This is a genomic window from Halorubrum sp. SD612 (assembly GCF_002135005.1).
Genome location: NZ_NEWI01000086.1, coordinates 1 through 12,793, shown reverse-complemented (window position 1 = coordinate 12,793; position 12,793 = coordinate 1). Strand labels below are relative to the sequence as shown.

Below are 12,793 nucleotides of genomic sequence, written 5' to 3'. Positions count from 1 at the left end.
CCCTTGTACCGCTGTGCGATCCGGTCAGCGTGCCGCTCCGCGGTGCGTTCGAACGTCGCGGGGAGCGTCTCTCGGGCGATGGCGTCGTCCGTGAACGCTCGTTCCGCCTCCTGCCAACTCATACCCCCCCAGACCCGCCCTACCTTCATAAACAATCCGGTAGTTTGGAGTTTCCGCCGGTCCGGGGCGCCCGGGAGAGTCAGCGGCCGCGGGCGATTCGTCCCCCGACGCGGTCCTTATCGGCGCGGATCCGGTCTGCGATCTCCGCGATCTGGGCCAACACCGGGTACCGCGGCCCGTCGGTCGGGCCGTAGAGGTAGGCGTAGAACGGCCGTTCGCGGTCGGCGTCGAGCGGCGTGCGCGGCGTCAACGGGGGATCGTCCAACGAGCGCTGTCGGTCGGCGGCGAGGTCGTCGCACTCCCCTTCGAGTTCCGTCAGCCGGCTCCAGACGTCGACGGCGGCCTCGGCCTCGCAGCCGGGTCGGACCCCGTCTAAGTGACCGAGCAGCCGGCGGCGACGGCGGTCGATCGCCGACAGCGCTGACTCCCTGTCGCCGATCGCGTCGATCTCTTCGTCGATCGCGTCGGCGAGGCGTTCGCGTGCGTCGACGGCGCGGCGGCTCCGGTCGACGAGCGCCGACTGCGCGGCGCCCGAGAGCCCCCCGTCCGACGCCAGCGCGGTCACGGCGTCCGGACCGAGTTCGGCCGCCAGGCTCTCCGCGGGCGTCTCGTCGTACTCGGCCCGGTAGTGAGGGAGCGACAGCACGGTGTCGTCGTACGCGGCCATCACCCGTCTGAGGCTGACGCTGCTCCCGGGCGATCCGCCGCCGGGGCCGCGCGCCCCGTCGCCGGGAGCGCCCATTCCGCGGAGCGAGCCGGCCGGCACGCCGGACGGCGTCGAGTCCGTCGCGGCTGAGATGGTGTCGATGTCGGCCACGCGGTCCGCGAACGACTCGAACGCGTCCCGCTCGTCGAGGACGCGGCGTCGCTCGCGGTGACAGGCCGCCTCGGCGTCCCGGACGTACGCGAACGCGACCAGCGCGGCGAGACCGACGATCGCGACCGCCGTCAGCACGCCCGGATCGGTCGCGACCGCCCACAGGTCGCACCAGCCGCTCGAACACCCCGCCGTCACCCCCTGATCGGGGATCTGAAACACCGTCGTCGAACCCGTACGAACGCTCATTACGCCTGTTAACACGGTACACACACAAAGCGCTTTTGTCCGCTCGACGGGGTTCGCCGGCAGCGCTCGTCTTCTCGCCTCGTCGGGCCCTCAGTCCCGGACGCCGTCGTCGGTGACCACGGTGTCGATCATCCCGATCGGGGTGGCGTCGTAGCTCGGGTTCTCGATCTCGACGTCCTCGACGGGTTCGCGCATCACCTCGACGGCGTCGCGGAACTCGTTCTCGAACCGGAACTCCTCGATCGTCTTCGCGCCCGAGCCGACCGCGGTGACTGGGACGCCGAGCTCGCGCGCCGTGACGACGAGGGGGAACGTGCCGATCCGGTTGTAGTAGGTTCCCCCGGTAATACAGGTGATACCGAGCAGGACGCGGTCGCAGTCGCGGAGCGCGTACCCCATCGCGCTGTCGACGACCATGCGGACGTCGACGCGGGACACCCCGGCGAGAATCCGCGCGGTCTTGCGGCCGAGCGTCCGCGGGCGCGCCTCGGTGACGTAGACGGTCAGGTGCGCCCCGTCGCGCGCGGCGTTCTCGATCGCCTCCAGCACCGTCGTGGAGTAGTCGTGGACAAGCAGCGTGTGGCCGTCCTCGATGTGCTCGGCCGCGTTGGCGGCCGCCTCGCCCTTCGCCGTCTCGATGTCGTCGACGACGCGGGCGATCACGTCCTCCAACAGCTGCTTCGCGCCCTCGACGCTCGTCGCCTCGCCCACGATGGATCGCTCGACCTCGCGCATCGCGTTGTGGAGCGCGGCGTGGGAGGGGTTCGACCGGCGCAGCACGCCCGCGTTGTGTTCGAGGTCGCGCTCGAACTCGTCGACGGTCACGTACTCCCGGTCTAACAGGTCCGCGAGCGACCGCGTCGCCTTCACGGCCACCGCGGACGTGCTGTGGGTCCGCATCGCCCGGATCTCGGCGACGGTCTCGTCGATCATGCCCGAAGGGTCGACCGCGCCGGTAAAAGGGGTTCCGGGGGCGAGTCGGCGGCGAGGCGCCCCGGAGTGCGCCGTCGCACTACTCGAACCCGATCCGGCCGATCGCGCGCGGCAGACAGCCCGCGTCCGGTTCGAGGTACGAGTAGTGGTCCGCCACCAGATCACTAACGTCGATGTCGGCGTAGCCGTCCGGCGCGGTCGCGGCGCCGGACAGCCCGCCGTGGCCGACCGCCCGGGTCCGGTCGGAGGCGCGGTACACCCACCCGAGGACGCGGTCGTTCCGGCTGTGGAAGTTGTAGAGGGGCGCGTCGAGCGCCCCAATTGCCGCCCCGTACGCCCCGTCGGTCCCGACGCTGTCGTGCGGGATCGCCCCGCCGAACAGCGACACCGACGCGAGGGCGTCCGTCCGCCCCCTGTCCGCGAGTTCGCGCAGCGCCGCTCCGGTCACGCGAGCGCCGAGCGAGTGCGCGAACAGGTGGACCGGACGGCCGTCCTCGTCCGCCCACGCCGTCAGCCAGTCGGCGAGCGGGGCGGCGTTGGCGTCGGCGGTGCGCTTCGCCGGTCCCCAGTCGTCGTTCGACGACCACGAGTAGCCGATCATGGGCGGGACGCTCGCCGCCGCGTCGTCGCCGCCCGCCGAGTCCGACGCCGCCGCCAGCCCCAGTCGCGCCGCGTACGCCTGATCGCGGGCCGACTCTGCGTCCGCGCCGAGGCCGTGGACGTACAGGACCACCGCGTCGCTGCCGCCGAACTCCCACGACCCCGAGCGCGTCGTCGGCTCGTCGGCGTCGAGCCGCCCTCGGGTGGAGACCATCGGCTGTGACTCTGGCGCCTCGTACCCGCCGAAGTCGCCGTCGAGCGCGTTGGCGACGTACAGTCCGCCGCCCCCGAGGAGACCGACGCCGCCCGCGACGCCGTAGAGGAGCCGGCGGCGGGTAACGGGGCCGGACGAGTCGTCCGATGCGTCCGAGCTGTCAGGAGTGGTATCGGATGAGATGTCGAATCGTCGGCCCGAGCGATCAAATAGCTGACGCGGCGGCGACGGCTGTTTATAAACGGGTCCCCTACGAGACGTATGAGCTACCCGGTCACGTACTACTGTCCCCACTGCGGGACGCTCGTCGCGCTCGAACGCGAGGGGTACCTCGCGGACAAGTCGGTGACGCCGTACCCGCTGGAGGGGTGGACGTACGTCGCGCCGACCGAGCCGTTCGACGCCGACGAGGCGACCGAAGACGGCGACACCGCCGACGCCGACGGCGTCCGGTTCGTCTGCGGCGAGAGCGACGGCGTCGAGTGGGACCCGCACGACGGCGTGCGCGGCACCGACGTCGGCGGCGACGAGCCGTACCGCGAGCCGGACGCCGAGGGCGTCGGCTGCGGCGAGGCGTTCTACCTCTCGTTCGTCCGCTACGACGAGGGGCGCGAGATCGACCCGCGGGCTGAGTCTGCCCCCGTCGAGATCAACCCCGATCCGAGACCGAGCGGGCCCCGCGGTCCGAGCGGCCCCGGCGAGGCCGGCGGCCCGAGCGACTCCGACGGCTTCTGGTGACGACTCGGAACGCTCGATTATATCCGGCTCACGAAGCATTTCGGTCGAACGCTCCCGAAATCGCGCTCGCTCAATTCTAAATAGTCGCTGGTGGACCGGCGACAGACACCGGCAAAGCCCCACCGGAAGACGTTCCTGCTCGCTTTGCTGCGCGGGCTGCGACTTCCGTGCTCCCGCTCGCTTCGCTCGCGGGAACGCGCAGCACCGCAGCCTCACACCTCCCCAGCCGCGTCGCTCGCCGCGGGCGAGCGACTCCCTCGCGCGTGCTCCTCACGCCCTGCGGGCGTTCGGAGGCACGCGCCACCGCCTCGGTTGTTTATAAGTAACGTCCACCGGATCTCTTGCGACGCCCCGAGCCGAACAGCCAAACCCCTTAAACGGGGAGCGAGTACGCTCGTTTATGGAAAGCATCAATCGGACTGCGATCGAGCTGGTCGACGAGGCGCTCGACTTCGCCGGCGAGCTGGACGTCGTCGGCTACGAGCTGGACAACGGCGCCACCGTCGTCGACTTCGGCGTCGACGCGGCCGGCGGCGTCGAGGCGGGACTCCTGCTCGCGGAGATCCAGACCGCCGGGCTCGCGAACCTCCAGACGCGAATGGGCCGGCTCGCCGGCGCGCCGCGCCAGTACGTCGAGCTGTCGACGGACCACCCCGCGGTCGCGCTGCTCTGCTCGCAGAAGGCCGGCTGGGAGCTGACGACCGAGGGCGGCTTCGAGGGGCTGGGTTCCGGCCCCGCCCGCGCGCTCGTCGGCCGCGAGACCGAGTTCGAGCGCGTCGGCTACTACGACTCCTCCGAGTTCGCCACGCTGGCGGTCGAGTCGACGGCGCTCCCCGACGAGGAGGTCGCCGAACAGGTCGCCGAGCTGGCCGAGGTCGACACCGACGGCGTGTTCCTCCCGACGTTCGCCACCGGCTCGACCGCGGGCTCCGTCACTACCGCGGCCCGCGCCGCTGAACTCGCCGTCTTCCGCCTGTTGGAGGTCGGCTACGAGCCCACGGACGTGCTCCACGCCTCCGGCTCCGCGCCGCTCGCGCCCCCGACCCGCGACGAGACCGAGGCGATGGGCCGGACCAACGACGCCTTGGCGTACGGCGGCGAGGTCCACCTCCAGGTCGCGCGCGACGACGACCGCTTCGGCGAGATCGTCTCGACCGCGGGCGAGGAGTACGGCACCCCCTTCGTTGAGGTGTTCGAGGACGCCGACTGGGACTTCTACGACGTGCCCGAGAGCGTGTTCGCCCCGGCGCAGGTCACCGTCGACGTCGTCGACGGCCCCGTCTACACCGTCGGTGAGACCGACGAGGAGCTGCTCGCCGAGTCGTTCGGCTACCGCTGACGCCGCGAGCGTCCCTGACTGATGCGACTCAAACCCGTCCCCGAACCCCCGGCCGACCTCGACGCCCTCCGCGAGTACCAGCGCGCGGTCCCGCTCGTCCCGGGTACCGCCGACGACTGCTGCGCCCGCCTCCGGCGGCGACGCGACCTCCCCGACCGTCAGACCGCGAACGACTGGCTCGCGTTCCTGCGCGCGCTCGACCTCGCCGAGGACACCTCTCGGGGGTTCGTCCGCGCCGACGCCGAGCCGACGCCGGAGCGCGTCCGCGAGGGGCTCCGAGAGGAGGTCCTGTTCGGCCCCGAGGCGCTCGCGGCGCTGCGGGAGGCCTCGACCGACGACCCGCTGACCGCCCCCGACCTCTTCGCCGCGACCCGCGACCGAGTTCCGCGGCACGACAGGGCCCGCGATCCCGACTGGGAGGCGACGTGGCGGGGCCGCGCGGCCCGGCTGCTGGGATGGCTCGCGCTCGTCGACCTCGCCGCGCCCGTCGGCGACGGCACGGAATCGCCAGAGGATGCGCCGGGCTACGTCGCCGGCGACGCGCTCTGACGCGGCGGTCGTCTCCTCCGCTCCGACCGTTCGAACTCCCGCAACAAGCCTTTTACTCGGTGCCGGAGAGAGAGTCACATGGGACGATTCGACGAGCGCACGGTCCGCTACGAGCCGACGAGCGTCAAGGACCTGCTCGTCGAGATGAAGGACACCGCGGAGCTGTTGATCGATCTGTCTTATTCGGCGGTTCTCCACGCGAGCCCGACGGTCGCGCACGAGGTCGTCGAGCTGGAACACCGGATGGACGTGCTCCAGATGCGCGCCCGGATGAGCCTGATGCTCGCCGCGCGGAACCCGAACGAGGCGGAGACGCTCGCGCCCGTGCTCGGCGTCATCGCGGCCGCCGACAAGGTCGCCGACGCCGCGGGCGACATCGCCAAGATCGTCACCGAGGAGATCGGGCTCCCCGAGGCGATGCGGGGCGCGCTCTCCGCGGGCGTGGAGACGCTCGTCCGCGGGACCGTGCGGGGCGAGTCCGCGTACGCCGGCCGGACGCTGGACGATATCGACCTCGAATCGGAGACCGGCGTCCGCGTCATCGCGGTCCGGCGCGACGAGGACTGGATCCTCAACCCCGGACCGACCACCCGGTTAGCGCCCGGCGACGTGACTCTGCTTCGGGGGCCCGAAGCAGGCGTCGAGGACGTGTACCCCGAGCTGAGCGGCGACCCGTTCGAGCCCGAGCCCGCGCCCGAGCCGGCGATCGACGACTTGGAGCGCGCGGTCGACTCGATCGTGTTGATGAAGAACCTCTCCGAGCTCGCCGTCGACCTCGCGTACGGGTCGGTCCTCTTCGACAACGAGGAGCTGGCCGAGGAGGTGAGCAACCTCGAGATCGAGGTGGACGCGCTCCAGTCGCGGTTCGAGGCGTGGACGCTCCGCGCCGCGGCCGAGGCCGACGACCCGGTGTCGCTGCGGGGACTCATCCACCTCGGCGTCGCGACCGAGGAGATATCCGACGCCGCGCTGGCGATCACCGAGGGAGTCCTCCGTGACCTCGACGTCCACCCGGTCGTGGAGATGGCGGTCCAGGAGTCCGACGAGATAATCACCCGGACCGTCGTCGTCGAGGGGAGCGAACTCGACGGGACCGCCGTCGCCGACGGCGTGCCCGCGACCGACATCTCGACGAGCGTCCTCGCGATCCGCCGCCCGGACGAGGGGTGGCTGGTCGGCCACGACATCGACACCACGCTGCGGGGCGGCGACGTGATCATCTCGAAGGGAACCCGGACCTCAGCCGAGGAGTTCGATGCCCTCGCGGCGTGAGGCGGACGACGCAGAGCGCGGAGCGAACGCCCCCGACAGCAGAGCGAACGCCGACGCGGACAGCAGAGCGAACGCCGACGCGGACAGCGGAGATCCGGCGGGCGAAAGCGCCGACCCCGCCGCGCTCGCCCGGGCCTACTACGACGCGATCGACGCCGGCGAGTACGAGCGGCTCGCGTCGCTGCTCGACCCCGAATTCGTCCAGCGGCGCGGCGACAGGACGTTCGAGGGACGCGACCGGTTCGTCGCGTTCATGCGAGACGGGCGGCCGAACACCGACACGACCCACGCGGTCGACCGCGTCTATCCGTCGGGTCCCGGCGTCGCGGTCCGCGGCCGCCTCCGTGACGCTGACGGCGACGTGCTGTTCGCGTTCGTCGACGTGTTTGAGACCGAGGCCGGGCGGTTGACCTCGCTTGAGACGTACGGGGCCGAGTCGTCCGACGGATAGGCCGTCTCCCCGGCCTTACCACGCCGCCCGCAACACGCCGAGGATCTCCTCGGGAGTCGCGTCGAGGTCGGCCGGCGCGCGCTCCATCGGCGGGTCCTCGGCGACGAACTCGGCGATCGCCGGGAGGTCGTCCTCGTCGGTCTCGGGGAGATCCCGGAGGCGGCTCGGGACATCGAGCGCGTTCCGGACCTCGGCGACGGCCGCGACGACCTCCTCGGCGATCGCTGCGTCGTCGCGGCCGCCGGTCCGGATCCCGAGCCCGGTGGCCAGCGCCCGCCGGCTCGCGTCGACCTCGTCGAAGAGGTACGCCAGCGCGTGCGGCGCGACGACGGCGTGGATCGCGCCCTGCTGAACCTCATATCGCCGCGCGAACCCGTGGCCGAACGCGTGGATCACGCTGATCTTGGAGTCGAGCTGGACGAGCAGCGACCCCACTACCGCGCGGTCCATCGCGTCCTCGCCGCCCGGTCGGTCGCCGGCCACGCGGGGGAGCGCGTCCGAGAGGAGGCGGAGTCCGTGGACCGCGGCCGCGTCGCTCACCGGGGAGGCGTCGCGGGCGTACGGCGTCTCGATCCCCTTGTCGAACCCGTTCATCGCCGACCCGGCCAGCACCGAGGCCGGCGTCGTCTCGAACAGCGCCGGGTCGGCCACGTCGACGATCGGCCACGCGCCGCTCCCGCTGACGGTCACCGGCTGTCCGGTCGGCGACTCGTCGGCCGAGAGGACCTCCAGCGAGCCGCCTGTCGAGACGTCCGCGCCCGCGAATGTCGACGGCACGAAGAACGCCGGGAGGGCGGGGCCGCTCTCAGGCGCAAGGTCGCCGAGCGCGTCTGCGCCGGCCTCCGCGTCGCCGCGGAGGGCGTCGAGATCCCGGCCGTCGGCCGCGAGCAGCGTCGCCTGTCTCGCGACGTCGAGGCTGGCGCCGCCGCCGACCGCGACGAGGACGTCCGCGTCCGCCTCGGCCCGCGCGTCGAGGAGGTCGTAGGCGGTCTCGACCCGCTTGTCTGGCGTTGTCCCGTCGAAGACGCCGCGAGTCGGTCGCCGAGGCCGTCTCGGACCGGATCCATCAGAGCGTCGTTCGCGCCGGTGTTCGAGCCGCAGACGACGAGCGCGCCGTCGAGGCCGCGATCGCCGAGCCAGGCGCCGAGGTCGGCGACTCGTCCCCGCCCGTACCGGATCTCGCAGCCGCGGTGAACGTGGTCGAAGGAGTCCGCGATCGGTAGCATCGGCGACGGGTACGCGAGGGCGCGGTTTGTAGCTGTGGGAGAGCTAGGCACACGTCGCCGTCGGGGGCTCACACGCGCGCGTGCGCCGGGTTTATAACCCGACAGCGACTAGCGAGTGTAAGTTCCTATGTCAGAGCAGAGCGAATACGGAGCCGGCCAAATTCAGGTCCTCGAAGGCCTGCAGGCCGTCCGTAAGCGACCGGCGATGTACATCGGGTCCACGGACGGTCGAGGGCTCCACCATCTCGTCTACGAGGTCGTCGACAACTCCATCGACGAGGCGCTCGCGGGCTACTGCGAGGAGATAGAGGTGCGGATCCACGGCGACGGCTCCGTCTCCGTCAGCGACGACGGGCGGGGAATTCCGGTCGACACGCACGAGGAGTACGACCGGCCGGCGCTCGAGGTCATCCTGACCGTCCTCCACGCCGGCGGGAAGTTCGACTCCAAGTCGTACCAGGTCTCCGGCGGCCTCCACGGCGTCGGCGTCAGCGTCGTCAACGCCCTCTCCGAGCGGCTGGAGGTCGAAGTCAAGCGCGACGGCGGCGTCTTCCGCCACCGGTTCGCGGGCGGCGAGCCCGCGGAGGACGGGTTCGAGCGCGTCCGCGACATGGACGACGGCGAGTCGACCGGCACGGAGATCCGGTTCTGGCCCGACGCGGAGATCTTCGAGACGACGGAGTTCCAGACGTCGACGCTCGCGAACCGGCTCCGCGAGCTCGCCTTCCTCAACTCCGGCGTCGAGATCCGGCTCGTCGACGACCGCGACGACACGGAGGAGACGTTCAAGTACGACGGCGGGATCCGGGAGTTCGTCGCGTACCTCAACGAGACGCGCTCGCCGATCCACGAGGAGGTCATCTACTTCGAAGGCGAGAGCGAGGGCGTCCACGTCGAGGTCGCGATGCAGGCGACCGAGGAGCTCCAGGGCTCCGTCCACGCGTTCGCGAACAACATCAACACCCGCGAGGGCGGCACCCACCTCACCGGGTTCAAGACCGCGCTCACCCGGACCGTGAACGACTACGCCAACGAGCACGGGCTCGTCGACGACCTCGACGCCAACCTCAAGGGCGAGGACGTGCGCGAGGGGCTCACGGCGGTCGTCTCGGTGAAACACCCCGACCCGCAGTTCGAGGGGCAGACGAAGACGAAGCTCGGCAACAGCGAGGTCCGCGGCGTCGTCGAGTCCGCGACCCACGAGAAGCTCGGCACGTTCTTCGAGGAGAACCCGGACACCGCCGAGAAGGTCGTCCACAAGGCCGCCGAGGCGGCTCGCGCCCGGAAGGCCGCGAAGAAGGCCGAAGAGCTCACGCGTCGGAAGTCCGCGCTGGAGTCGACGGCGCTGCCCGGCAAGCTGGCCGACTGTCAGACCCGCGACCCGACCGAGGCGGAGCTGTTCGTGGTCGAGGGCGACTCGGCGGGCGGCTCCGCGAAACAGGGCCGGAACCGCGAGAACCAGGCGATCCTCCCGCTGAAGGGGAAGATCCTCAACGTCGAGAAACATCGCCTCGACCGCATCCTCGAAAACGACGAGATCCGCGCGCTGATCACCGCGATCGGCGCGGGGATCGGCGAGGAGTTCGACATCGACGACGTCCGGTACAACAAGATCATCCTGATGACGGACGCCGACGTCGACGGCGCCCACATCAGGACCCTCCTCCTGACCCTCCTCTACCGCCACATGAAGCCGCTCCTGGAGGCCGGATACGTGTACGCGGCCCAGCCGCCGCTGTACCGCGTCCGCTACCGCGGCGAGACGTACGACGCCATGACCGAGGAGGAGCGCGACCGGATCGTCGAGGAGGAGTGCGACGGCAACCCCACGCAGGTCCAGCGGTTCAAGGGCCTCGGCGAGATGAACCCCGACCAGCTGTGGGACACCACGATGGACCCCGAGAACCGCCGGCTCAAGCGGATTAACGTCGACGACGCGGCCGCCGCCGACAGGATGTTCAACGTGCTGATGGGCGACGCCGTGGAGCCGCGCAAGGAGTTCATCAAGCAGCACGCGACCGAGGCGGAGTGGGTGGACATATGAGCTCCGAGAGCCCCGACGTCGACCCCGGCGACGTGCGCGCGGCGCAGGTGACGAACGCGCGCATCGAAGACGAGATGGAGCAGTCGTACATCGACTACGCGATGTCGGTCATCGCGGGGCGGGCGCTCCCCGACGTGCGCGACGGGCTCAAACCCGTCCACCGCCGGATCCTCTTCGCGATGAACGAGGCGGGCGTAACGAGCAACTCCGCGCACCGCAAGTCCTCCTCCGTCGTCGGCGAGACGATGGGCGATTACCACCCGCACGGCGACAGCGCCATCTACGACACCCTCGCCCGGATGGCGCAGGACTTCTCGATGCGCTACCCCTTGGTCGACGGGCAGGGGAACTTCGGCTCCGTCGACGGCGACCCGCCGGCCGCGATGCGGTACACGGAGGCCCGGATGGCCCCCATCGCCGAGGAGCTCATGGCGGACATCGAGCGCGACACCGTCGACTTCCAGGCGAACTACGACGACCGCCTCGAGGAGCCGGAGGTGCTGCCCGCGGCGTTCCCGAACCTGCTCGTCAACGGCTCGTCGGGTATCGCCGTCGGAATGTCGACGAACATCCCGCCCCACAACCTCGGCGAGGTGATCGACGCCACCGTCGAGCTGATAGAGACCCCCGACGCGACCGTCGAGGATCTGATGGAACACGTCAATGGGCCGGACTTCCCGACCGGCGCGAACATCGTCGGGCGGAACGCGGTCCACAAGGCGTACAAGACGGGGCGCGGACGGATCCGCGTCCGCGCGGAGTTCGAGGTCCACGAGGAGGAGGGACGGATCGTCATCAGCGAGCTCCCCTTCCAGCAGAACAAGTCGCGGCTCGTCGAGCGCATCGCCGAGGACGTCAACGAGGGCGCGATCGAAGGGATCCGCGACCTGCGCGACGAGTCGGACCGCGACGGGATCCGGATCGTCGTCGAGCTCAAGCGCGACGCGATGGCGGAAGTCGTCAAGAACCAGCTGCTGGAGAGCCACCTCGAACGCACGTTCGGCGTCATCAACCTCGCTCTGGTCGACGGCTCGCCGCAGGTGCTGGACCTCAAGCAGACACTCGAACACTACGTCGACCACCGCCGCGAGGTGGTGCGCCGGCGCTCCGAACACGAGCTCGCCGAGCGCGAGGACCGCGCACACATCCTCGAAGGGCGGCTGAAGGCCCTCGACAACGTCGACAGCGTCGTCGAGACGATCCAGGACTCCGACGACCGCGATGCCGCGAAGGCTGCGCTGGAGTCGGCGTTCGACTTCACCGAGGCGCAGGCGGCCCACATCGTCCGGATGCAGCTCGGCTCGCTCACGTCGATGGAGACGGCGGAGATCGAGTCGGAGTACGAGGAGGTGAAGGCGCGTATCGAGCGGCTGGAGACGATCCTCGCCGACCCCGCCGAGCTCGATCAGGTGATCGTCGACGAGCTTCAGGAGATCAAAGCCGAGTACGACGACGAGCGCCGGACGAGCTTCATCGAGGACGCGGGCGACGTGACCCACGAGGACCTCATCCCGGAGGAGGAGTGCGTCGTCGTGATGAGCGAGGACGACTACATCAAGCGGATGTCGCTCGACACGTTCCGCGCGCAGAACCGCGGCGGCAAGGGGATCATCGGCACGGGGCTCAAAGAGGGGGACCGCGTCTCCTCGGTGTTCGCGGCCAACTCCCACGACTACCTCCTCGTGTTCACGAACCACGGTCAGATCTACGAGCTGAAGACCTACGAGATCCCGGAGATGTCTCGCACGGCGCGCGGGAAGTCCGCGGTCAACCTCCTCGACCTCGACGACGGCGAGGAGATCGAGTCGGTCGTCAACACCGAGGACTTGGACGACGACGAGTACCTCACGATGGTCACCCGCGGCGGCTACATCAAGCGGACCGCGGTCGACGAGTTCGGGAACATCCGCTCGACCGGGATCCGGGCGATCCGGCTGGAGGACGGCGACGAACTCGTCGACGTCGAGGTGACCGACGGCGACACGGACATCGTCATCGGCAGCCGGGACGGGATGGCGATCCGGTTCGAGGAGTCCGAGGCGCGCGCCATGGGTCGGACGGCCCGCGGCGTGATCGGCATCGACCTCCGCGAGGGCGACGCCGTCGCGGGCGTCGCCGCCATCGACGACGAGTACCACAACTGGGTGCTCACCGTCACCGAGAACGGCTACGGGAAGCGCTCCGACCTCGACGAGTACCGCCCGCAGTCGCGGAACGGGAAGGGGCTCGTCGACATCAAGA

10 protein-coding genes and 1 pseudogene are annotated in these 12,793 nt (G+C 70.4%); 7 read left to right on the top strand and 4 right to left on the bottom strand.

Features of this window, described 5'->3' with window-relative positions:
- Positions 1–199: 199 nt before the first annotated feature.
- From B9G38_RS10660 to B9G38_RS10650, 3 genes are all read right to left on the bottom strand, one after another.
- The gene (locus B9G38_RS10660; RefSeq protein WP_086220355.1) at positions 200–1,186 is read right to left on the bottom strand and encodes a hypothetical protein; all 987 of its coding nucleotides are present in this window, start codon (positions 1,184–1,186) and stop codon (positions 200–202) included.
- 90 nt (positions 1,187–1,276) lie between these two features.
- Complete coding sequence (locus B9G38_RS10655) at positions 1,277–2,119, bottom strand: translation initiation factor eIF-2B (RefSeq protein WP_086220354.1); 843 nt, start codon at positions 2,117–2,119, stop codon at positions 1,277–1,279.
- A 79-nt stretch (positions 2,120–2,198) separates the two neighbouring features.
- Entirely contained in the window at positions 2,199–2,933 is a 735-nt protein-coding gene (locus B9G38_RS10650) for a DUF726 domain-containing protein (RefSeq protein ID WP_086220353.1), read from the bottom strand.
- A gap of 261 nt (positions 2,934–3,194) precedes the next feature.
- Between B9G38_RS10650 and B9G38_RS10645 the strand changes: the two genes are divergently transcribed.
- From B9G38_RS10645 to B9G38_RS18735, 5 genes are all read left to right on the top strand, one after another.
- A complete protein-coding gene (locus B9G38_RS10645) occupies positions 3,195–3,671 on the top strand; it encodes a hypothetical protein (protein WP_049929465.1) in 477 nt (158 codons plus the stop codon).
- Positions 3,672–4,071: 400 nt separating this feature from the next.
- A complete protein-coding gene (gene mch / locus B9G38_RS10640) occupies positions 4,072–5,010 on the top strand; it encodes a methenyltetrahydromethanopterin cyclohydrolase (protein ID WP_086220352.1) in 939 nt (312 codons plus the stop codon).
- Positions 5,011–5,031: 21 nt separating this feature from the next.
- Positions 5,032–5,559 carry a hypothetical protein gene (locus B9G38_RS10635; RefSeq protein WP_049929467.1) on the top strand — a complete coding sequence of 176 codons (528 nt, stop codon included), beginning with the start codon at positions 5,032–5,034 and terminating at the stop codon, positions 5,557–5,559.
- A 78-nt stretch (positions 5,560–5,637) separates the two neighbouring features.
- Positions 5,638–6,831: a potassium channel family protein gene (locus B9G38_RS10630; RefSeq protein ID WP_049929468.1), complete on the top strand. Its 1,194-nt coding sequence runs from the start codon at positions 5,638–5,640 to the stop codon at positions 6,829–6,831.
- A complete protein-coding gene (locus B9G38_RS18735; protein WP_086220351.1) occupies positions 6,815–7,282 on the top strand; it encodes a nuclear transport factor 2 family protein in 468 nt (155 codons plus the stop codon). The genes B9G38_RS10630 and B9G38_RS18735 overlap by 17 nt, the downstream gene beginning before the upstream one ends.
- 15 nt (positions 7,283–7,297) lie before the next feature.
- Here the strand turns inward: B9G38_RS18735 and B9G38_RS10620 are convergent.
- Positions 7,298–8,508 (bottom strand): annotated as a pseudogene (locus B9G38_RS10620) (iron-containing alcohol dehydrogenase family protein).
- Between the two features lie 127 nt (positions 8,509–8,635).
- Between B9G38_RS10620 and gyrB the strand changes: the two are divergent.
- Together gyrB and gyrA are read left to right on the top strand one after the other, a co-directional pair.
- On the top strand, positions 8,636–10,552 hold the full coding sequence (gene gyrB, locus B9G38_RS10615; RefSeq protein WP_086220350.1) for a DNA topoisomerase (ATP-hydrolyzing) subunit B: 1,917 nt from the start codon (positions 8,636–8,638) through the stop codon (positions 10,550–10,552).
- Positions 10,549–12,793: DNA gyrase subunit A (gene gyrA / locus B9G38_RS10610; RefSeq protein ID WP_086220349.1), on the top strand; the 2,245-nt coding region annotated here is incomplete at its 3' end. The genes gyrB and gyrA, both read left to right, overlap by 4 nt.